The sequence below is a fragment of the Novosphingobium sp. AAP1 genome, from assembly GCF_001295765.1.
GTDB lineage: Bacteria > Pseudomonadota > Alphaproteobacteria > Sphingomonadales > Sphingomonadaceae > Novosphingobium > Novosphingobium capsulatum.
Genome location: NZ_LJHO01000006.1, coordinates 38,082 through 58,467, shown reverse-complemented (window position 1 = coordinate 58,467; position 20,386 = coordinate 38,082). Strand labels below are relative to the sequence as shown.

The following is a 20,386-nucleotide window of genomic DNA, read 5'->3' as shown; positions in this document are numbered from 1 at the left end:
CGAATCCTTGCGGCTGCAACGCCCCTTGTTTCGTCACCCTTGTTCGACAACGAAGGACACCCCCGATGCATCATTCCCGTGTGCGCGCCGCGGCCCTTGCCGTTGCCTGTTTCGCTGCCGGCCTGGCCGGCGCCGCCCATGCCCAAAGCGCCGACTGGTATCGCCAGGTCACGCGCATCATCGCCTCCAAGCAGACCTATCCGCCCACCGCGCAGATGCGCGGCGAGGAAGGCACGGCCAAGGTCAAGGTCTATATCAGTGCGGTGGGCGCGATCGAGAAAACCGAATTGGTCGGCGGCTCTGGCTCGGCCACGCTTGATCGCGAAGCGCTGGCCCTGCCGCGCCGCGCCGGCAACCTGCCGGCCCCTCCCGGCGGGCCGACCACGCTGACCGTGCCGATCACCTGGCGGCTGATGTAATGCTGAACGAGAGGCTTGCCCTTAAGGGCGAGCCTCTCGTCAACACCAGTAATCAGGATCAGAGCCCGGCTTCTACCGCCACGCGGATAGCGTCGGCGCTGGTGCGCACGCCCAGCGTGCGGATGACGGACGAGCGGTGCATCTTCACCGTGCGTTCCGACAGGCCGAGTTCGTAGGCGATCTGCTTGTTGAGCTTGCCGGCGGCCATGTGCACCAGGATTTCGCGCTGGCGTGGCGACAGCAGCGCCACGGCATCGCGCGCCGCCTGGGCGCGGGCAGCGCCAGCCGTATTGCCGGCCTCGAGATCGGCAGCTTTGCTGACATCCACTTGGGAACCAAGGAAATATTCCAGCTCCCCCTGGGCGTCGAAGATCGGCGCGACCATCACGGCATTGCGGAACGGCGTGCCGTCCTTCTTGTAGTTGATGATCTCGACCAAGACCGGCCGGCCTTCGCGGATGCCGGCGCGCAGCTCTGCCGTCAGGTCAGGCTCGGTGCCTGGCCCACGCAAGAAGCGGCAGTTGCGGCCGATGATCTCGTCCCGCTCATAGCCGGTCAGTGCTTCGAACGCGGCATTGCATTCCACGATCGGGTTATCAGGCAAGCGAGGGTTGCTGATGACCGCAGCGACCGGGCTTGCCGTTATCATCTCGGATATCAGCATGTTTCCTCATGTGGCACGGCGCGCGCTTCGCTCCAGTGTCCTTTCGGCCATGTTGTAGCGGCCCGCTGCCAACTGCAAGTCCGAAGTGCATGCCCGGTCTTGCTCTGATGCGCATCTGCGCGCAGCCTCCCCGGGCCGGAGAATTCCGCCATGAACCTGATGACACTCGATTTCGCCTCCGCGCAAGACAGCCACGACGGTTGCGATGACGCCAGCCACAACCACGCTGCCCACGACAACACCGCCCACCAGCATGCCCCGGCGGCCAAGCCTGCCGTGCCCGAGCCGGTGCAGGAAGCGATCCGCACGCTGCTGCGGTTTGCTGGCGAAGATCCCAGCCGCGAAGGCCTGATCGATACGCCGGCGCGCGTTGGCCGCGCCTGGCTGGAATATTGCCAGGGCTATCGCGAAGATCCCAGCGTGCACCTGACCCGCACGTTCGAGGAAGTGGGCGGCTATGACGAGATCGTGCTGCTGCGCGATATTCCGTTCCAGTCGCACTGCGAGCACCACATGGCGCCGATCACCGGCAAGGCCTCGATCGCCTACCTGCCCAACAACCGCGTCGTCGGCATTTCCAAGCTGGCGCGCGTGCTTCACGGCTATGCCCGCCGCCTTCAGGTGCAGGAGCGCCTGACCGCCGAAGTGGCGCAGTGCATCTGGGACCATTTGCAGCCCCAGGGCGTGGCCGTGGTGATCGAGGCGCAGCATGGCTGCATGACCGGGCGCGGCGTGTGCACGCCGGGCGTGGGCATGGTCACCAGCCGCATGCTCGGCTGCTTCCTGCAAGACGCCAGCTCGCGCCGCGAGGTGATGTCGCTGATGGGCCGCGGCTGACGCGGACGGGAGGGGACATTGCATTTCGGGATCATCGGGGCGGGGCTTGCTGGCCTGACCTGCGCTGACCGGCTGGTGGGGGCCGGCCACGTGGTCAGCGCGTTTGACAAAGGGCGTGGGCCGGGCGGCCGCATGTCCACCCGGCGGATCGATACGCCGCTGGGCCAGGCCCGGTTCGATCATGGCGCGCAGTTCTGCGCCGCCACCACGCCCGGCTTTGCCCAGCAGGTGGCCGAATGGGCAGAGCGCGGCGTGGCCGCGCACTGGCCGGATGCAGGCCCCGATGCCTATGTCGGCGTGCCGGGGATGAATGCCCTGGTGGCCGATCTGGCACAGCGCCACGACGTGACGTTCGAATGCCTGGTCAAGGGTTTGGTCCATGATGGCCGGCACTGGTGGCTGGTTCTCGAAGGCGAACGACGCGGCCCGTTCGATGCGGTGGTCGTGGCCACGCCGGCCGAACAGGCCGCGCCGCTGCTGTCGCTCCATGCCTTTCCTATGGCCCGCGCCGCCGCCGGCAGTGCATCCCAGGCCTGCTGGACGGCGATGATGGCCTGGGCCGAACCCTTGCTGCTGGACTGGACGGTGTGGCGTGGCGATGGCCCGCTTGCCTGGGTGGCGCGCAATTCGGCCAAGCCGGGCCGCCCTGGCCCGGCCCAGGGCGCACCCGATTGCTGGGTGATCCAGGCCAGCGCGGATTGGTCGCGCCAGCATCTCGAACAAACGCCGGAAGAGGTGATTGGCCAGATCGCTGCTGCCTTTGTCGATCTGGCCGGCATGGCCCTGCCCGAGCCGCTGGTGGCGCGCGCGCATCGCTGGCGCTTTGCCCGGCCGGTGGGCGCGGGCAGCACCGCGCTGTGGGACGATATGCTGCGCCTGGGCGCCTGCGGCGACTGGCTGACCGAACCGACCGTGCAGGGCGCCTGGCTTTCGGGCGATGCGCTGGCGGGCCGCATCCTGGCGCGCAAGGCGGCCTGATCCGGCGCAAAAAAGAGGGGGGCGAGCCAGGCTCGCCCCCCTTTTGCCTTCTTAACCATACCCCCCGCTTACTGCGGCAGCACCGGATGCTTGACGATCGGCGCCGGCTTGGGGAACTGCTGCGGCGGATTGGCCTTGAGCAAGGCCATCGCCTCGGCCACAGCGCGTTCCAGCTGCGGATCATGGCCCTGCCGGATCAGCGCCGGGTCCTGCTCCACCTCGATATCGGGCGGAATGCCGATCCCTTCCACTTCCCACTGGCCGGTGGTGCCATAGATCGCCCAGCGCGGCGCGGTGACACTGCCGCCGTCGATCAACTGCGGATAGCCACCGATGCCGACCAGCCCGCCCCAGGTGCGCTTGCCCACCAGCGGACCCACGCCTTCCTTGTGGAACAGCCAGGGCAAGGCATCGCCGCCCGAGCCTGACATTTCGTTGATGATCATCACCTTGGGGCCAAAGATCGCCGCGGCCGGCTCGATCTGGTCTGCCCCTTCGCGGGTGTGGTTGATCATCTGCGGGGTGCGCTTCAACTGATCGACGATATAGTCGGCGATCTGGCCGCCATGGTTGAACCGCTCGTCAATCACCGCGCCCTGCTTGCCCACCTGGGCATAGTAATAGCGGTTGAAGTTGGCAAAGCCGCCAGCGGCCGTATCGGGCACATAGACATAGGCCAGCTTGCCGCCCGAGAGGCGATCGACCGTGCGGCGGTTGCCTTCCATCCAGCTGCGCAGGCGCAACGCGCCTTCGTTGCCGATCGGCACCACGGTAACCTGGCGCGATCCCGCGCCCGCCGCCGTGCTCGCCACGGTCAGCACGGTCTGCTTGCCGGCCGTGCCATCCAGCGCGCGATCGATCTCGGTCTGGGTATCGACCGGGCGGCCGTTGACCGCCAGGATGAACTCCCCGGCGTGCACGTCAACACCGGGCTGGCTGAGCGGGGCGACCAGCTTGGGATTCCAGTTCTCGCCCGGCAGCACGCGGGCAATGCGCCAGCGCCCATCGACCGCCTCGTAATCGGCGCCGAGCAGGCCGCCGCGCGCGGTTTGCTGTTCGGGCAGATCACCGCCGTTGATGAAAGTGTGGCCGACCGAGATGTGCCCGGTCATTTCCTCCAGCAGCACGTTGAGATCCTGCCGCGCGGCAAGGCCGGGCAGGAAGCGGGCATAGAGCGCCTCGGCCCGCGCCAGATCGAGGCCGTGGTGGTTGGGATCGTAGAGGAAGTCGCGCTCGATCCGCCAGACCTCGTGATAGATCTGCTTCCATTCCGCCTGGGGATCGACCCACACGCGCACGTCGTCGAACTTGATCGGCTTGGCGCTTTCGCCGTCCTTCACTTCCTTGTCGGCATCGGCCACCAGCCAGGTGCCGCCACGCTGCAGCAGCATCTTGCTGCCGTCTGCCGAAAGGGAGAAGGTATTGGCAACAACACCCTGCGCCAGTTCCTTGTTCTTGCGCTCCTTGAGGTCGAAACGGAACAGCGTGCGCGGCGGGCCGGCCTCGTCGCCTTCCAGGTAATCGGCATCGGTCGCGGCGGGCGGGATGGTCAGGGTATAGACCACGCCATCCTTGCCGGCCTGCAGTTCCACGATATTGGCGCGCGGGATCGGCAGCGCCAGGATGCGCTGATCCAGCCCCTCGAAATCGATCCGCACCGGGGCGGGCGGGGTTGGCTTGCCGCCCTTCCCGTCCCTGCCGCCATCCTTGTCCTCGTCCTTGGCATCGGCCGGCTTGTCGTCACTGGCGCCAGCGTCGGTCTTCTTGGCCTTGCCTGGCTTGTCGCGGCCCGGCAGGGTATCGGCGGCGCTTTCCTCGTCGCTTTCCGGCGCGATCGGCGATGCGCTGTCCTTGCGCAGCACCATGACATAGGCCGCGCCATCGATCGCGCGGCCCATGCTCGACATGTCGAGCCAGCCGGCCGCCGGGCCCGTGGCGGTGGTCGCGGCGAAGTAGAGATACTTGCCGCCGTGGTCGAAGCGGGGCGAGATCACGTCGCTCAACCCGTCAGTCACTTGCGTGTTCTTGCCGGTGGCCAGCGAATGCACCCAGGCGGCATGGAAATGGCTGGGCAGCTGGCGGGTATAGACGATCCACTGGCTGTCGGCCGACCACGCCGCGTCAAAGCTGCTGCCGGGCGCATCGAACAGGTTGGTATCGATCTTGACCGGCGCTGCGGCCGCGCCGGCGGCAAGGTCGATCAGCCACAGGTTCAGCCGCTTGTCCTCGAACACGATCTTCTTGCTGTCGGGCGACCAGCGCGGGTTGTAGAAGAACGAGGGCGGCGTCCCCAGCGCGATCTTGCGCACCGTGCCCAGGCCATCAGCCGCGCCGATGTGCAGCGCATATTCGCCGGATTCATCGGAAAACCACGCAATCTTGGTGCCATCGGGCGATGGCGCGGGATCGCGATCGGCCACGCCGGGCGAACGCGTGATGTTGCGCACGTCGCCCTTTTCGGCCGGGGCAGACAGCACCTCGCCGCGCACTTCCATGATCACGCGCTTGCCGGTTTCGCTCAACAGCGCATGGCTGACGCTGTCGGCCTTGATCTCTTCGAAATGGGCGCGGCGCTGCGGCAGATCGGCATCGATGGTGACCGGCACCGGACTGACCGTGCCGCTGGCGATGTCATAGATTTCCAGCTTGCCGAAATGATCGATCACCACCCCGCCGGGGCCAGCGCCGATCGCGGCCATGTCGAACCCGGCGGAATTGTCGATCAGCCGCGCGACCGCGCCGCTGGCCGGATCATAGCTGTAGAGCGTGACCGGGCCATCGCGGTCGGACAGGAAATAAACCTTGTCCCCGATCCACAGCGGGTTGCGATCGTTGCTGTTGGGGCGCGGGATCGGCGTGACGGCCGAATCCGCCAGGCGCGCCACCCAGATGCGCGCGGTCTGCCCGCCGCGATACTGCTTCCACGCCGGCTGCCACTGCTCGATCGGGGAATAGGCGATGCGCGTGCCATCGGGCGAAAACGCGCCTTCCTCCCCCGAGGGCAAGGGCACCGGCGCGGGCGCCCCGCCACTGGCGGGCACCAGGTACATCTGGTGCGCATCGCGCACGGCCATGCGCGGGGAGCGGAACAGCACCTGCTTGCCATCGGCCGACCAGCCCAGCGCCACGTCGGCGCCAGAATGCCAGGTCAACCGGCGCGGCTCACCGCCTTGCGCCGGAACGACATAGACATCGGTATTGCCATCATAGCGGCCGGTAAACGCGATCTGGCTGCCATCGGGAGAGAACACCGGGCCCGACAAGGCGCCTTGCCCGGTGACCAGCCGCGTCGCCCGGCCACCGCTGCGCGGCACCACCCAGATTTCGCCGCCATAGACAAACGCGATCTGCGTGGCCGAGAGCGTCGGCTGTTGCAGCAGCAGCGGATCGGCGGCGGCCTGCGCGGCCGGTACGACAAGAGTGGTCGACGCCAGCAGCGCCGATGCCAGCAGGATAAGCTTGCCTCGCATGGTTCCCCCACGGGCCGGAAAGCGGCCGGTGGACAGGCTAGCGCAGGCAAACATTCCTCACAATTGGCGAAACGCGGCGCAACGCATGGTTGATGCCGAATTAGGCCATCGTCATGCCGCGTCCGGCGCAGGATGCGTCAAGGTGCGGCGCAAGGCGTCGCGCCAGCCGGCGATCAGCGGCTCACGCCGCTCTGCCGGCATGGCCGGTTGCTGCACGTCGCGGCCGCGCCAGGTGCGGGAAAGATCGTCGAGCCCGCTCCACACGCCGGTGGCCAGGCCAGCATGGAACGCCGCGCCCAGCGCGGTCGTTTCGAGGTTTTCCGGACGCTCCACCGGCACCTGCAGCATGTCGGCCAGGAACTGGCACAGCCAGTCGTTGGCCGTCATGCCGCCGTCCACGCGCATCGCCGCCGGCGCGGCGCCGCTATCGCGCGCCATCGCCTCGAGCAGATCCCATGATTGATAGGCCACCGCCTCCAGCGCGGCGCGCGCCAGATGCGCGGGCGTGGCGCCAAGCGTCAGGCCATAGATCGCGCCGCGCGCGTCCGGGTCCCAGTGCGGCGCGCCCAGGCCGACGAAGGCCGGCACCATATAGACCCCGTGGCTATCGGGCACCTGCGTGGCCATGTCGTTGGTTTCACGCGCGTGGGTGATGATGCCCAGCCCGTCACGCAGCCACTTGATCGCAGCGCCCGCCACAAAGATCGAGCCTTCCAGCGCATACGTGGTCTTGCCGTTGAGGCGATAGGCCGGCGTGGTGAGCAGGCGGTTGCGCGAAACCGGCGCCGTCTCGCCCGTGTTGAGCAGCATGAAGCAGCCCGTTCCATAGGTAGACTTGGCCATGCCCCGCTCGAAACAGGCCTGGCCAAACAGCGCCGCCTGCTGGTCACCCACCAGGCCCGCAATCGGGATCTGCGCATCGAACAGATCGGGCGCGGTATGGCCAAAGATGCCGCTATTGTCGGTCACCTGCGGCAGGATCGCCATCGGCACGCGCAGCAACTGGCACAGTTCCTCGTCCCACTGCTGGCGATGGATATCGAACAGCAGCGTGCGCGAGGCGTTGGTGATGTCGGTGGCGTGCACCGCGCCGCCGGTCAACCGCCACAGCAGGAAGCAGTCGATCGTGCCCATGGCCAGGCGGCCCGCCTCGGCATCGGCGCGCGCGCCGGGCACGTTGTCGAGCAGCCACGCCACTTTGGTGCCCGAGAAATAGGGATCGAGCAGCAGGCCGGTGCGGCTACGCACCATGTCTTCCACGCCCTGGTCCTTGAGCGCCTGGCAGGCGGCGGCGGTGCGGCGGTCCTGCCAGACAATCGCGTTGTGGATCGCCTGGCCGGTTTCGCGGTTCCAGATCACCACGGTTTCACGCTGGTTGGTGATGCCGATGCCGGCGATCGCAGCGGCGCCCAGCCCGCTTTGGGCAATCGCCTCGCGCGCGGTTTCCAGCGTATCGCGCCAGATGTCTTCGGGATCGTGCTCCACCCAGCCGGCCTGGGGATAGTGCTGGGCAAATTCACGCTGGCTGGTGGCGCAGGCCCGCGCCTGCGCATCGAACACAATGCAGCGGGTGGACGTGGTGCCCTGGTCGATCGCAAGGATGTGGCGGGGTTGGGTCATGGGTCTTGTCCTGTGTGGCGCCGCATCACGGCGCAAGGAATGGGTCAGGCCGAAGCCGGCAAGAACGGGCGGATCGCGGCCTGATAGAGGCCAGCGCCCACGATCCCGCCCACGATCGGCGCGGCGATCGGAATCCACCAATAGTTGTCGGGCGACGGGAAGGCCGCCGGGCCCCATCCGGCAAAGAAGCAGAACAGCCGTGGGCCAAAGTCACGCGCCGGGTTGAGCGGCCAGGCTTCGAGAAAGCCACCACAGGCGCCGATGCAGGCCACCAGCAAACCGATCGCCAGCGCGCCGGAATTGGCCATGGGCGCCTGGGTATTGGCCTGGTCGGTGATGGCAAAGATGCCCAGCAGCAGGATCGCGGTGAGGATCACCTCGTCCCAGAAGGCATGCATCGGGGTGATGAACTGGCCGGGATGGGTGAAGAACACGCCAGCGGCGCCACCGTCCATGCGCGTCACCCCGTGCAGGGTGTTGTAGTGATCGATCACCGGCTGGAACAGTTGATAGACCAGCGCCGCCCCGACGAACCCGCCCGCGATCTGCGCCACGATATAAAGCGGCGCCTTGCGCGCCTCGAACCCGCGAAACAGCACCAGGGCTAGCGTCACCGCCGGGTTGGCATGGGTGCCGGAAACCGCACCGGTAACATAGATCGCCAGCGTGACCGCCAGGCCCCAGGCGATGCACACCCCCCAATAGGCCGTGGCATAGGGACTGGGATCATAGAGCGTGATCATCGCCGCCGCCGAATCGCCCAGCGTGATGATGATCATCACCGCGATGAATTCGGACAACAATTCTCCGATCAAGCGTTTGCGCGGGCTCATGGCTATCCTCTGTGCGGGGTGACCGGGCGGTTGTTGGCTTTGCCCGTCGTTACCGATCCAGGGTGGTACCGGCTTTGGCGGGCACGTCAATGGGAAAGTTCGCTTTCGCGCTTGCAGCAGGGCAGCGCGAGAATCCTGCTTTATCGCGCACGGTGGAGCGCCTCGTGAAACTCTATATTATTTCATGTTTTGCAGTTATTTATATAAATACCAACTAGCCACACCCGATCCTTAGGCGCAGCCACCGCAGCGCGAAATGGCGCGATTTGCTTGCGAAATAGCGCGAAGTTACGCGAAACCTCTCGCTTCCGAATGCGTAGTGCAGTAAACGCAGACGCTCGAAGGCCTGCGCAACGCAGGCGACAAAGGCACAACAATGACGCACGACCCGTCCCTTTCGACCTATGACCTGCTGATCGTTGGCGGCGGCATCAACGGCGCCGGCATTGCGCGTGACGCCGCCGGGCGCGGCCTTTCGGTGATGCTGGTGGAGCAGGACGACCTGGCCGCGCACACCTCTTCGGCCAGCACCAAGCTGGTGCATGGCGGGCTGCGCTATCTCGAATATGGCGAATTCCGCCTGGTGCGCGAGGCGCTGATGGAGCGCGAGCGGCTGTGGGCCATGGCGCCGCACATCATCTGGCCGCTGTCGTTCGTGCTACCCCAGCGCGGCGCGGTGCGCCCGGCCTGGATGGTGCGGCTGGGGCTGTGGCTCTATGATCACCTCGGCGGCCGCAAGCGCCTGCCGGCAACCCGCTCGGCCGATCTGGCGCGCGATCATCTCGGCAACGGTCTGACCGATGCGGTCAAGGGCCGCGCGTTTGTCTATTCCGACTGCTGGGTGGAAGACAGCCGGCTGGTGGTGCTCAACGCCATGGATGCCCGCGCCCGCGGCGCCACCGTGCTGACCCGCACCCGCCTGCTGGCCGCCCATCGCGAGGGCAGCCACTGGCTGGCGACGATCCGCGATGCCGATGGGCAGGAACACCGCGTGCAGGCGCGCGGCCTGGTCAACGCGGCGGGGCCCTGGGTGGCCGAAGTGCTGGGCCGCATCGCCGGCGCGCCGCAGGATCGCGCCATGCGCCTGATCCAGGGCAGCCATATCGTCGTGCCCAGGCTCTATGACGGTGATCACGCGTTCCTGCTCCAGAACAGCGACCGGCGCGTGGTCTTCGCCATTCCCTATGAGCAGGATTTCACGCTGATCGGCACGACCGACGAAGTGTGGGACCAGGCGCCGGGCCGCGCCACGATCAGCCCGGCCGAACGCGACTATCTGCTCGACGTGGTGCGCCGCCACTTCACGCGGCCGGTGGGCGTGGACGATATCGTCTGGACCTATTCCGGCATCCGCCCGCTCTATGACGACAAGGCCAGCAATGCCTCGGCCGTCACGCGTGACTATGTGCTCGATCTCGATCACCGCGATGGCCAGGCGCCGCTGCTCAGCGTGTTCGGCGGCAAGATCACCACCTATCGCAAGCTGGCCGAGCATGCCCTGGAAAAGCTGGGCCCCGCCTTTCCCCAGGCGCGCGATGCCTGGACGGCGGGCGCGACCCTGCCCGGGGGCGATTTTCCGGCCGATGGCTTTGCCGATCTAGTCGATCGCTTCTGCCAGGAACGCCCCGCGCTGCCGCGCACCCTGCTCACCCGCTGGGCGCGGGCCTATGGCACGCGGGCACGGCAGATCTTTGCCTCGGCACAGACCCTGGCTGACCTGGGCGAGGATTTCGGCGGCGGGCTCCATGCCGCCGAGCTGGCCTATCTGGCGCAGCACGAATGGGCGATGACGGCCGAGGATGTCGTCGCCCGGCGCAGCAAACTGCTGCTGCGCCTGTCGCCCGACGCCCTGCCCCGGATCGATGCCTGGCTTGCCCAATGGTGGCAAGCGCGCCAAGGGTAGGATCACGCCCGAGCGGGCCGCACGGTGCGGCGCGCTGGCCTGGAGGAGCAGTTTTGGCCGATCTTGCCGCGATCAGGCACCGCAGCCTTGTCGAATACCTGCAAGGCGCCCGCTTTGCCGGGGTAGAGGAACTCGCCCAGGTTCTGGGCGTGACCCAGCAGACCGTGCGCAAGGATCTCGATCTGCTGGCCAGCCGGCGCCTGCTCACCCGCGTGCGCGGCGGGGCCATGCTTGAATCCCGGCTCGACAACATCGGCTATTCCACCCGCCGGGCGATCGCTGCCCATGCCAAGGACGCGATCGGGCAAAAGGCGGCGCAGTTGCTGCCCAACAATGCCTCGCTGTTCCTCAACATCGGCACCACGACAGAGGCGGTGGCGCGCAACCTGCTCGATCACGAGCATCTTCTGGTGGTGACCAACAACCTCAACGTTGCCGATATCCTGGCCCAGAACAGCCGGATCGAAGTGATCGTGGCCGGCGGCCGCCTGCGCGCCAACGATCGCGCGGTGATCGGCAGCCTGACGGTGGATTTCATCAAGGGCTTCAAGGTCGATTATGCGGTGATCGGCACCAGCGCGCTCGATGCCGATGGCGATCTGCTGGATTTCGATATCAACGAGGTGACCGTCAGCCAGACGATCATCGCCCAGGCGCGCAAGGTCATGCTGGTGGCCGACGCAACCAAGTTCGAACGCCAGGCCCCGGCGCGGATCGGCTCGCTCTCGGATATCGACCTGTTCGTGACCGACACGATCGCGGATGACGAGCGCACCCGCCTGGTGCAGCGGCACAACGTGGATATCGTCACCGCGCTTTAGGCGGAATGGGCGGCGCCAGCGCGATCGCGATCGTACCAACGTTGCCCAAATAAGCCGCGCGCCTCTATGCCGCTGAAACCGTTGGCTTGGTGGTGAGCAGCACCCACAGCAGCGCCGCGCCAATCATGTCCATGAGCGACAGCGCGACGAACAGCGGGTTGTAGCCAAAGACATCGGCGCTTTTGCCAATGGCGAGCGTGAACAGCATGCCACCGATCCACGCGATCGATCCCGCCATTCCGCTTACCGTGCCAACGGTGCGGGAATTGAACAAATCGGCGCACAGCGTGATCAGCGCGCCGTTGAGCATCTGGTGGGCGAAACCACCGACGCAGAACAGCGCAATGGCCAGCCCCGGCGAACCGGCAAGGCCGATGCAGGCCGGGCCGATCATGCACAGCGCGCCCACGGCCATGGTCACTTTGCGCGAAGCCACCACGCCGGCACCACGCCGCATGAGGTAGCCCGGCAGGATGCCCGCGCCCAGCGATCCGAAATCGGCAGCCAGGAAGGGCAGCCAGGCCCACAGCGCAATCGCCTTGAGATCCAGCTTCCATACCGAGACGAGGTAGAGCGGGATAAAGAAATTGAAGGTCTGCCACGCCGGTTCGGCCAGAAAGCGCGGCAGGGCAATCGCCCAGAACGATCGGGATTTGAGGATATCGAACCGCGATGACACCATCTCGGTGGCAACGTCCGCGCCGGGATCATGCAACGGCCGCTCCTCGGGGCGTGGCGATCGATAGGTGAACCACCACAACAGCGCCCACGCCAGGCTGAGCGCCCCGGTAACCAGGAAGGCAGACTGCCAACCCCACCACAGGATGCAGAACGCCACCAAGGCCGGCGCGACCATGCTGCCAACGCTCGTGCCCATTTGAAAGCAGCTGGTGGCAAGCGGGCGCTTTTGCGCCGGAAACCACTCTGAAACCACCTTGGCACCGGCGGGAATGGCCGCCGCTTCGGTGGCGCCGAGGGCCGCGCGAAACACGGCCAGGCTGGGCCAGCCGGTGGCGAAAGCGTGCCCCATATTGGCCAGCGCCCAGCCAAGCGCAAAGATGAAGAACCCCAGCCGTGTGCCAAGCACATCAAGCACCGTGCCCGCCACGGTCTGCATCACGGTATAGCTTGCCTGGAACGCCAGGACCACCCAGCTGTATTGCTCGGTCGTCATGCCGAAGCTGTCTTTCAGCGTCGGCGCCGCCACCGACAGCGTCGAGCGGGCAAGATAGTTCATGATCGTGCCCAGCGTGACCAAGCCGATCATCCACCAGCGCAACTGACCTTTTGCCATGTGTCGATATCCCTGGTTCAGGCGCGGGTTGCCGGGGCCAGCGGCGCGTAGGCCGCCCGGTCCAGCTGCGGAATGGCGCCGGCCTGCTGAACCACGGCGGCGGCCAGGCGATGGCCGGCCAGGCCGCAGTCGCGCGGCGCCAGGCCTTGCAGCCTTGCCGCCAGGTAACCGGCGTTGAAGGCGTCGCCCGCCCCGCTGGTGTCCACTGGCCGCACCACCTGGGGCGGCGGCAGGATCGTGCCATCGGGCAGCCGGCACCCCCGCGCGCCCAGCTTGACGATCACCTCCTGGCACCCCAGACGCTGCCAGTGGCTGGCGCACGCCTCCAGGGTGGTGGGCGAGATATCGTCCTCGTCCTGCAGCGTGGGAAAGCCGATATCGGCCCGCGCGATCGCGGCATCGCGCCAGGACGCCGCTTCGCCGGCACTGGACCACAGCCGCGGGCGATAGTTGCCGTCAAACGCGACAAGGCCGCCCCGCGCCCTGACTCTTGCTGCCAGGTCGAGCAAGGCGCGGCGCCCCTCGACCGGCAGGATGGCAAGCGAAATCAGCGAAAACACCAGGACGCGGGCCGCTTCGGCCAGGGCAACGGCCGCTGCCATGCCCGGCAGGGCAAACATGTCGCGCGCCGCACTGGCATCGCGCCAGTAGTGGAACGAACGCTCGCCATCGCCATCGGTGCGGATGGCGTAGAGGCCCACGGCACGGGTGGGATGGGCCAGCACCAGCGAGACATCGAGCCCTTCGGCCACCCATCCCGTGCGCAGATCCTGGCTGAAGGGATCGTTGCCCAGCGCCGTCAGGAAGCCGGTGCGCCATCCGCTGCGTGCCAGATGCAACGCGGTATTGAGCGCGTCGCCGCCTTGGCCAAAGCCACGCCCGGCCCCTGTGTCGGCAAGTTCGACCATGGCTTCACCCACGCAGACCACATCGAAGGCAGGTTCCACCATGGTTCAGCGACGCGGCAGGACAGTGATGGCAGAGACGACCGCCTCGCCCTTCACCGGCACGAAATCGATCGTCACCACGCCGTCTGTCGCCGTGACCGGAAACGAGCGCGTCACTTCGGTCAGCGGCCCACCTGCGGCGCCGGCAATGTCAAAACCCTTGAGCACGGCCTGGCCATTGGCCGCGACGTCAAAGATGCGGCTGCCCGGTTGTTCGGCAGGCTCGACAAAGGTCAGCGACACGGTGAACGCGCCGGGGCCGGTGGGAATGCGATAGCTGAACGCTCCGGCGCGGAACGTTGCGGCCAGATCGCGGTTGCGCGTGCCGGCAATGTCGGGGCGGACGGGCGCGCGGCCACGGGCGAAGACATCCACCGACCGCGCCGTTCCGCCGCTGAAGAACGCATCCGATCCGAACACGGCGTCGGGCGCATGCGCCGCGACCAGGGCGCCCGCATCGATCCGGAATGCGCCAGCCTGGGCACCGGCCAGTTGCCATTCGATCCGATCCGCCACCGCGCCCGTCGCGAATTGCCCTGTCGCCGTCAGAACATTGGCGCCCGCGGCGAGCGCCACGCCTGACCAGACACAGACCCGGTTCGGGCAATCGGTCTTGCCCCCCAGGCTGCGCCCGTTGAGCGCCAGTTCGGTGCGCGGTGCATTGCTATAGACCCGCACCTCAGTGACCGGGTAGGCGCGCTGGGTGTAGCGACGCCCGGTGATATGCACGGTGGGCGCGGCAGACCAGTTGGCCCGGTAATAATAGAACGCGTCCTTGTGGATCGTGCCATCATAGGTGACCAGGCCCTTGGTGTTGACGTCGACCGAGTCCCCCTCGCGCCGGACGGTCGAGCCGAAATCGAACGCGTTCCACAGCCACGTCCCAAACAGCCATGGCCGATCACGCAGCAAGGGCCAGGTCTGCTCGTGGACCCAGGCCTGATACCCTTCCGGTTGGCGCGGCCCGGCTATGTCGGCCGGGCCACCGGCGGTGTCATCGGTCTGGTAGGTCAGCGCGCCGCCGGCGCCATATTCGGAAAGGGCGAGCGGCTGATGGGGATACTTGGCGTGAAGGCCATCAAGATAGGGGCCGATCCCTGCGGGCTTGCCATAATACCAGCCGTAATACCGGTTTACCGCCGAGGCTTGCGTCAAGCCGACGACATCGGGGGCAGCCGGATCACCCTGGCAGCACGCCGCCATGACCGTCGGTCGCGAAGGATCGTCCTGGCGTGCCTGCTGGTCGAGAAGACGGACCAGCGCCTTGGGATCGGCAACCGCCGCGGGTGGCTTGCCCAGGAAATCGGGACGATTGGGCCCGAAATCAACCTCGTTGGCCACGCCCCAGAACGCCACCGCGGGATGATTGAAATTCTGGCGGATCAATTCCGCAAGCTGCTGCTGCGCATTGCCCACCAGTGCCGTGGTGGGGTTGATCGCCTCACCCTGGGTCCATTGCGTGACCAGCGGAATCTCGTCCCACAGCACCAGGCCATAGCGATCTGCCAGCGTGTGGATCGTCTCGCCGTGCTGGTAATGGGTAAGCCGTATGGTGTTGGCCCCCATGTCGCGGATCGTAGCGAACGTCCTGGCGATATCCGCCTCGCTCATCGCCCAGTCGGACGTTTCGGTATCCTGGTGCAAACCCACGCCGTGCAGGGCCAGCACCTTGCCGTTGAGCAGGAAACCGCGTTGCGGATCGATGCTGACCTGGCGGATCCCGAAAGGTTGCGCGACCGAGTCGACCACATGGCCGCGTCCATCGACGACGTCGACGATCAGGCGATAGAGGTAGGGATCGGCGGTGCCCTGCCACAGATGCGGCCTGGCCACCGCCAGGTCCTGCTGCTGTTCCGATACCTGGGCCATCGGCAGGCGAAAGACCGCGCGGCCCTGGGCCGCAACGCGCCCCTGGGCATCGACCAGGCGCGCCACCACGGCGCCATTGGCCACGCGCCCGGTGTCGTTGGCCAGGCGGGTACGGACACGGACCTGCGCCAAGCCGGCCGAAATGCTGGTCGTCGTGGCATAAACACCCGGCCCGCCGTGGTCGAGCAGGTCGATATGCAGCGGATTGGTGACGATCAGGCGCACCGGCCGATAGAGCCCGCCGCGCACGAAGAAATCGCCGCTCAAGGGCAAAACGTCGGCCGTGGCGCTGCCGGCGACGGGCGCGCTGTTGTCCACGCGCACCGCCACGATATTGCTGGCGCCCGGGCGTAGGGCCGACGTGGCATCAAAGCGAAAACGGCTGAACCCACCGGCGTGGGAGCCGAGCCTGACGCCGTTCACCCAGACTTCGGCAATGCGGCTTGCGGCATCGAACTCCAGCCACACCTTCTCGCCGCTGGCCCGTGCGGGCGAGGGAAAACGAAGGCGATACCAGCCCACGCCCTGATACTTGGCAACCGTGCCCGCCGTGTTGGGCCCCACCCCGACCCGGGGCTCGTAATAGCCGATCCGGTTCCAGGTATGCGGCACCCGCACGGGCTGCCACGCGGCATCGTCAAACGCCGGTTGCGCCGCGCCGGCCGGGTCACCCTGGATAAAGCGCCAACCATCGGCAAGGACAACGGCGGTGCGCGCCTCAGCGCCAGCCTGCGTTGCCGCGGCCGCAGCACCCCCGTCCCTGGCCTGCGCCGTCACCGCAAGCAACGCGCCAATTGCCAGTCCTGCAAGCCAGTTTGCCTTCACGGTAGACCCTCTCGTTCGTTGTTATCGGCGGTGCTTCAGGCCGTCACCAGTTCCACATCGTGCCGTCTTCGAGGCGGGCGACCGGAAGATAGGCGGGCTTGTAGGGATACTTGGCCGCCAGCTTTTCATCGATATCGACGCCGTGCCCCGGGGTTTCGCCGCAGAACAATTCGCCGTGCTCGAAGTGGTAGTCATGCGGGAAGACCGCGTCGGTCTCGGGCGTGTGTCGCATGTATTCCTGGATGCCGAAGTTGGGCACCCAGGTATCGAAGTGCAGCGCGCAGCCCATCGTCACCGGCGACAGGTCGGTGGCGCCATGGCAGCCGGTGCGCACCTGGTAGAGGCTGGCAAGATCGGCAATGCGGCGCAGGTGGGTCAGGCCGCCGGCGCCGACCACGGTCGCGCGGATGTAATCGATCAACTGGTTCTGGATCAGGTCCTTCGCGTCCCAGATCGTGTTGAAGATTTCACCCACGGCAAGCGGAGTCACCGTATGCTGGCGCACCAGCTTGAAAGCCTCCTGGTTTTCCGCAGGCGTGCAATCCTCCAGCCAGAACAGCTGGTATGGCTCGAGCATCTTGCCAAGGTTGGCCGCCTCCTGCGGCGTGTAGCGGTGGTGGCCATCGTGCAGCAGGTGGTGGTCAAAGCCGTAGGTCTTGCGCAGTTCCTCGAACAGCTTGGGCACATAGTTCAGCGCCTTGCGCGTATCCCACCCGGTCACCGAGGGCAGCGCAGCATCGGCCGGCTCGTAATAGAGCTTGCCCCGGCCCACGCCATAGGCATCCTTGATGCCGGGAACCCCGGTCTGGGCGCGGATCGCCTTGTAGCCCAGGTCGATATAGTGGCCGACCGCCTCGACCGTTTCGGCAATGTCGCTGCCATTGGCATGACCATAAACCATGATCCCGTCGCGGCTGCGCCCGCCGAGCAATTGGTAAACCGGCATGCCGGCCATCTTGCCCTTGATATCCCACAGCGCCATGTCGACCGCCGCGATTGCCCGCATCGTCACCGGGCCGCGCCGCCAATAGGCGCCACGGTAGAGATACTGCCAGATATCCTCGATGCGGCGCGGGTCCATGCCGATCAGGCAGGGAATGACGTGCTCTTCCAGATAGGCCACCACCGAAAGCTCGCGTCCGTTGAGCGTGCCATCACCGATGCCATAGACGCCCTGATCGGTTTCGATCCTGAGCGTCACGAAGTTGCGTCCCGGGCAGGTGACGATGACGCGCGCACCGGTGATCTTCATGTTCGTTGGGCCTCACAAAGCGATTCAATTGTGGTAAGACCGATTGATCGACCGATTTCGGTCTGTCAAGTTTTGAAAATTGGCATTACCAAAAAGGGCCTGCATGACGAACGGCAAAACCAGCGAACGACTCTATCAGGACGTGGCACGATCGCTGGTCGAGGAACTGGCCGCCGGGCGCTTTCCGGTGGGCACCCGGCTTCCGGCAGAGCGTGAACTGGCGCTGCGCTTCGACGTAAGCCGGCCCACCGTGCGCGAGGCGATGATCGCGCTGGAAGTGCAGGGCTTCGTGGAAGTCAGGCTGGGTTCGGGGGCCTATGTCCTGCGCCTGCCCAACGAGGGCGATCGCCCGGGTTTCGATGTCTCGGCGTTCGAGCTGACCGAGGCGCGCCTGCTGTTCGAAGGCGAAGCGGCCGCCCTGGCCGCCACCCAGATCACCGATGAAGAGCTGACCGAGGTTGCGCGCCTGGTCGATGATATTGCGCAGGAAAACAACGATCCCGCCGGAACGGAGCGCGCCGATCGCGAATTCCACCTGGCCATCGCCCGCGCGACCCGCAACTCGGCCATCTACAATGCGATCGAGCAACTGTGGGACTTGCGCCAGACCTCGCCCGAAGCTGCCCTGCTGCACAGCAAGGCACGCACCGCCAATGTAAAGCCCGTGGTGGAAGAGCATTGCGCGGTGCTCGATGCCTTGCGCAGCCGCGATGCTAACGCGGCCCGCGCCGCCATGCGTGCCCACCTCGCCGCCGTGCTCGACGGTCTGCTGTTTGCCACCGAAGAGCAAGCCCTTGCCCAGGCACGCCGGGCCACGCAGGCCAAGCGGGAGCGGTACACGCGGGCAACGGCATAAACTGCTCTGCTCTAGGGTAGCGACCGCGGTTCAGATTGGGAGCCCCCTCACAGCAAATCACCGCCTGCTTGGCCTTCCGGAGCCACCCGCATGGTCCGCGCCTCGGCGCCCATGGCCAGACGCCATTGCATGGCCTCGTCAGCAGCGGGTCCCGGCGCCACGCGCAACGGCGTTGCGCCGGTCGGCATCCCGGTTTCGGCATCGGCAAGCACCAGTTGCACGGGCCGCCCTGACGTGGCCTGCTCGATCCGCAGCGGCGCTTCCTGCCCGGCACGGCGCCGCCACGTATCCCCGATCTGCACCATCGCCTGGAGCAGCAAGGCCAGATCCTGCCCGCGCAGCGTGGGCACATAGTCATGGCGGGGCGGGCGCGCCTGGTAGAGCCTCTTCTCGATCAGCCCGGCTTCTTCCAGGCTTTTGAGCCGGTCCGACAAGGTAGCGTTGGTTGCCCCGGTTGAGCGGCGTAGATCGTCATAGCGGGTCAGCCCCAGCAGCACATCGCGCATGATCAGCAGGCCCCAGCGATCTCCCACCGCGCCCATGACTTCGGCAATCGAGCAGGCCATGCCGTCAAAACTCTTGGATCGCATCGTCGGCGCCTTTCCAAAATTCCGTGACTCTTATTATTGGAGTTAATAGACTCTCATCATGAGAGTCGGCTTTCTACCTTGCAACCCAGGAGTCACGCATGGATGAAATTTCCCGCATATTCGTCGTCGGTGCCACCGGCGCCCAGGGCCTTCCGGTGGTCCGCGGACTGGTACAGGATGGTCGCTACAGGGTTCTGGCGCTGACTCGTGACAAGAACTCGGCCCGGGCGCGCGCGTTGGCGCAATGGGACCAAGTCGATTTTCTGGAAGGCACGTTTGCCGATGAGGCCGTGCTGCGCGCCGGGATGCGCGCTTGCCAGGGCGTGTTCCTCAACATCGATGGCTTCAACACCGGCGAAAAGACCGAGACTTATTGGGCGATCCGCGCCTACGAAATCGCAATCGAGGAAGGTGTGCGCTTCTTCGTCTATGGCAATCTCGATTACACGCTCAAGCAGGCGGGCTACCGCTCGATGTTCCGCACCGGCCACTATGACGGCAAAGGCCGCATGGGCGAATGGATCCTGGCGCAGACCCGCGACAACGCCGGGCGCATGGGCAGCGCGCTGTTCACCACCGGCCCCTACATGGAAATGGCATTCTCGGCGCAGACGCCGATGACCCCGGCTGTGGAAGAGGGCGTGCTGACCTGGCGCGTGCCACTGGGCCAGGGCGCCGTTGTCCACGTCGCGCTGGAAGACTGCGGACACTACGTGCGCTGGCTGTTCGACCATCGCGACCGGGCCAACGGCATGGACCTGGCCGTCGGCATCGAGCCGGTGCGCTATGCCGATCTGGCTGCCGCGTTCACGCAGGTGACCGGCCATCCGGCCCGCTACGTCGATACGGACCTGGACAGCTATTTCGCGCGCTTCGGCGGGATCGCCGCGCTTCCCGCCGGCTACAACGCCGATCCCAAAGACAAGAGCACGATGAGCTTTCGCGACAACTTCACCGGCTTCTGGAACACGTGGAAGCACGAGATCATCACGCGCGACTATGCCCTGCTCGATGAAATCCACCCCGGCCGGATCAAAAGCGCGCAAGACTGGATTTGCCGCCATGAGCAGCAGGCGGCAGCGTCAGGCGGGGAAAGTCTGTGGCAGCGGGTGCAGCCTGATACCCTGCCTGGCCGCCCGATCCTCAAGCTGAGCGAAGACCACCGGCGCGGCATCCTCTGAGCCTTGCGGGCGGCCCGAAGGTTTCGG

16 protein-coding genes are annotated in these 20,386 nt (G+C 66.4%); 7 read left to right on the top strand and 9 right to left on the bottom strand.

What is annotated here, in order from left to right:
- Nucleotides 1-65 precede the first annotated feature (65 nt).
- Nucleotides 66-419, top strand: coding sequence for an energy transducer TonB (locus tag IP65_RS13250; protein ID WP_156306613.1), 354 nt, complete (start codon nucleotides 66-68; stop codon nucleotides 417-419).
- 58 nt (nucleotides 420-477) lie between these two features.
- On the opposite strand, the gene IP65_RS13245 is transcribed toward IP65_RS13250, so the two are convergent.
- On the bottom strand, nucleotides 478-1,083 hold the full coding sequence (locus IP65_RS13245; RefSeq protein ID WP_022677006.1) for a PAS domain-containing protein: 606 nt from the start codon (nucleotides 1,081-1,083) through the stop codon (nucleotides 478-480).
- 150 nt (nucleotides 1,084-1,233) lie between these two features.
- Here IP65_RS13245 and folE point away from each other — a divergent pair, with 150 nt between their 5' ends.
- Nucleotides 1,234-1,920, top strand: coding sequence for a GTP cyclohydrolase I FolE (gene folE, locus IP65_RS13240; RefSeq protein ID WP_231627709.1), 687 nt, complete (start codon nucleotides 1,234-1,236; stop codon nucleotides 1,918-1,920).
- A gap of 18 nt (nucleotides 1,921-1,938) precedes the next feature.
- A complete protein-coding gene (locus IP65_RS13235) occupies nucleotides 1,939-2,898 on the top strand; it encodes an NAD(P)/FAD-dependent oxidoreductase (protein ID WP_054132041.1) in 960 nt (319 codons plus the stop codon).
- 68 nt (nucleotides 2,899-2,966) lie between these two features.
- On the opposite strand, the gene IP65_RS13230 is transcribed toward IP65_RS13235, so the two are convergent.
- The 3 genes from IP65_RS13230 to IP65_RS13220 all read right to left on the bottom strand — a co-directional run bounded on the left by IP65_RS13230 (nucleotide 2,967) and on the right by IP65_RS13220 (nucleotide 8,821).
- Nucleotides 2,967-6,368: a S41 family peptidase gene (locus IP65_RS13230; RefSeq protein WP_054132040.1), complete on the bottom strand. Its 3,402-nt coding sequence runs from the start codon at nucleotides 6,366-6,368 to the stop codon at nucleotides 2,967-2,969.
- 111 nt (nucleotides 6,369-6,479) lie between these two features.
- On the bottom strand, nucleotides 6,480-7,988 hold the full coding sequence (gene glpK / locus IP65_RS13225; protein WP_054132039.1) for a glycerol kinase GlpK: 1,509 nt from the start codon (nucleotides 7,986-7,988) through the stop codon (nucleotides 6,480-6,482).
- A gap of 44 nt (nucleotides 7,989-8,032) precedes the next feature.
- The gene (locus IP65_RS13220) at nucleotides 8,033-8,821 is read right to left on the bottom strand and encodes an MIP/aquaporin family protein (protein WP_054132038.1); all 789 of its coding nucleotides are present in this window, start codon (nucleotides 8,819-8,821) and stop codon (nucleotides 8,033-8,035) included.
- Between the two features lie 376 nt (nucleotides 8,822-9,197).
- Between IP65_RS13220 and glpD the strand changes: the two genes are divergently transcribed.
- Both glpD and IP65_RS13210 read left to right on the top strand, forming a co-directional pair.
- Nucleotides 9,198-10,724, top strand: coding sequence for a glycerol-3-phosphate dehydrogenase (gene glpD / locus IP65_RS13215; protein WP_054132037.1), 1,527 nt, complete (start codon nucleotides 9,198-9,200; stop codon nucleotides 10,722-10,724).
- Between the two features lie 53 nt (nucleotides 10,725-10,777).
- The gene (locus tag IP65_RS13210) at nucleotides 10,778-11,545 is read left to right on the top strand and encodes a DeoR/GlpR family DNA-binding transcription regulator (RefSeq protein ID WP_231627708.1); all 768 of its coding nucleotides are present in this window, start codon (nucleotides 10,778-10,780) and stop codon (nucleotides 11,543-11,545) included.
- A gap of 64 nt (nucleotides 11,546-11,609) precedes the next feature.
- Here IP65_RS13210 and IP65_RS13205 read toward each other — a convergent pair whose 3' ends face one another.
- From IP65_RS13205 to manD, 4 genes are all read right to left on the bottom strand, one after another.
- Nucleotides 11,610-12,839 (bottom strand): MFS transporter, encoded by a 1,230-nt coding sequence (locus IP65_RS13205; RefSeq protein ID WP_054132036.1) that lies wholly within the window; start codon nucleotides 12,837-12,839, stop codon nucleotides 11,610-11,612.
- A gap of 17 nt (nucleotides 12,840-12,856) precedes the next feature.
- Complete coding sequence (locus IP65_RS13200; protein WP_054132035.1) at nucleotides 12,857-13,789, bottom strand: sugar kinase; 933 nt, start codon at nucleotides 13,787-13,789, stop codon at nucleotides 12,857-12,859.
- A gap of 3 nt (nucleotides 13,790-13,792) precedes the next feature.
- The gene (locus IP65_RS13195) at nucleotides 13,793-16,432 is read right to left on the bottom strand and encodes a glycoside hydrolase family 2 TIM barrel-domain containing protein (RefSeq protein WP_231627721.1); all 2,640 of its coding nucleotides are present in this window, start codon (nucleotides 16,430-16,432) and stop codon (nucleotides 13,793-13,795) included.
- Between the two features lie 91 nt (nucleotides 16,433-16,523).
- Nucleotides 16,524-17,732, bottom strand: coding sequence for a mannonate dehydratase (manD, locus tag IP65_RS13190; RefSeq protein WP_022675658.1), 1,209 nt, complete (start codon nucleotides 17,730-17,732; stop codon nucleotides 16,524-16,526).
- 103 nt (nucleotides 17,733-17,835) lie between these two features.
- Between manD and IP65_RS13185 the strand changes: the two genes are divergently transcribed.
- The gene (locus tag IP65_RS13185; protein WP_054132034.1) at nucleotides 17,836-18,588 is read left to right on the top strand and encodes a FadR/GntR family transcriptional regulator; all 753 of its coding nucleotides are present in this window, start codon (nucleotides 17,836-17,838) and stop codon (nucleotides 18,586-18,588) included.
- Between the two features lie 47 nt (nucleotides 18,589-18,635).
- On the opposite strand, the gene IP65_RS13180 is transcribed toward IP65_RS13185, so the two are convergent.
- The gene (locus tag IP65_RS13180) at nucleotides 18,636-19,178 is read right to left on the bottom strand and encodes a helix-turn-helix domain-containing protein (RefSeq protein ID WP_054132033.1); all 543 of its coding nucleotides are present in this window, start codon (nucleotides 19,176-19,178) and stop codon (nucleotides 18,636-18,638) included.
- Between the two features lie 98 nt (nucleotides 19,179-19,276).
- Here IP65_RS13180 and IP65_RS13175 point away from each other — a divergent pair, with 98 nt between their 5' ends.
- Nucleotides 19,277-20,359 (top strand): NmrA family NAD(P)-binding protein, encoded by a 1,083-nt coding sequence (locus IP65_RS13175; RefSeq protein ID WP_054132032.1) that lies wholly within the window; start codon nucleotides 19,277-19,279, stop codon nucleotides 20,357-20,359.
- The last annotated feature ends 27 nt before the right edge of the window (nucleotides 20,360-20,386 follow it).

Excerpts from the sequence above, each read along its gene's own strand:
- IP65_RS13250 (WP_156306613.1), top strand. The coding sequence starts at position 66 with ATGCATCATTCCCGTGTGCGCGCCGCGGCCCTTGCCGTTGCCTGTTTC.
- IP65_RS13245 (WP_022677006.1), bottom strand. The coding sequence starts at position 1,083 with ATGCTGATATCCGAGATGATAACGGCAAGCCCGGTCGCTGCGGTCATC.
- folE (WP_231627709.1), top strand. The coding sequence starts at position 1,234 with ATGAACCTGATGACACTCGATTTCGCCTCCGCGCAAGACAGCCACGAC.
- IP65_RS13230 (WP_054132040.1), bottom strand. The coding sequence starts at position 6,368 with ATGCGAGGCAAGCTTATCCTGCTGGCATCGGCGCTGCTGGCGTCGACC.
- glpK (WP_054132039.1), bottom strand. The coding sequence starts at position 7,988 with ATGACCCAACCCCGCCACATCCTTGCGATCGACCAGGGCACCACGTCC.
- IP65_RS13220 (WP_054132038.1), bottom strand. The coding sequence starts at position 8,821 with ATGAGCCCGCGCAAACGCTTGATCGGAGAATTGTTGTCCGAATTCATC.
- glpD (WP_054132037.1), top strand. The coding sequence starts at position 9,198 with ATGACGCACGACCCGTCCCTTTCGACCTATGACCTGCTGATCGTTGGC.
- IP65_RS13205 (WP_054132036.1), bottom strand. The coding sequence starts at position 12,839 with ATGGCAAAAGGTCAGTTGCGCTGGTGGATGATCGGCTTGGTCACGCTG.
- IP65_RS13200 (WP_054132035.1), bottom strand. The coding sequence starts at position 13,789 with ATGGTGGAACCTGCCTTCGATGTGGTCTGCGTGGGTGAAGCCATGGTC.
- manD (WP_022675658.1), bottom strand. The coding sequence starts at position 17,732 with ATGAAGATCACCGGTGCGCGCGTCATCGTCACCTGCCCGGGACGCAAC.
- IP65_RS13185 (WP_054132034.1), top strand. The coding sequence starts at position 17,836 with ATGACGAACGGCAAAACCAGCGAACGACTCTATCAGGACGTGGCACGA.
- IP65_RS13180 (WP_054132033.1), bottom strand. The coding sequence starts at position 19,178 with ATGCGATCCAAGAGTTTTGACGGCATGGCCTGCTCGATTGCCGAAGTC.
- IP65_RS13175 (WP_054132032.1), top strand. The coding sequence starts at position 19,277 with ATGGATGAAATTTCCCGCATATTCGTCGTCGGTGCCACCGGCGCCCAG.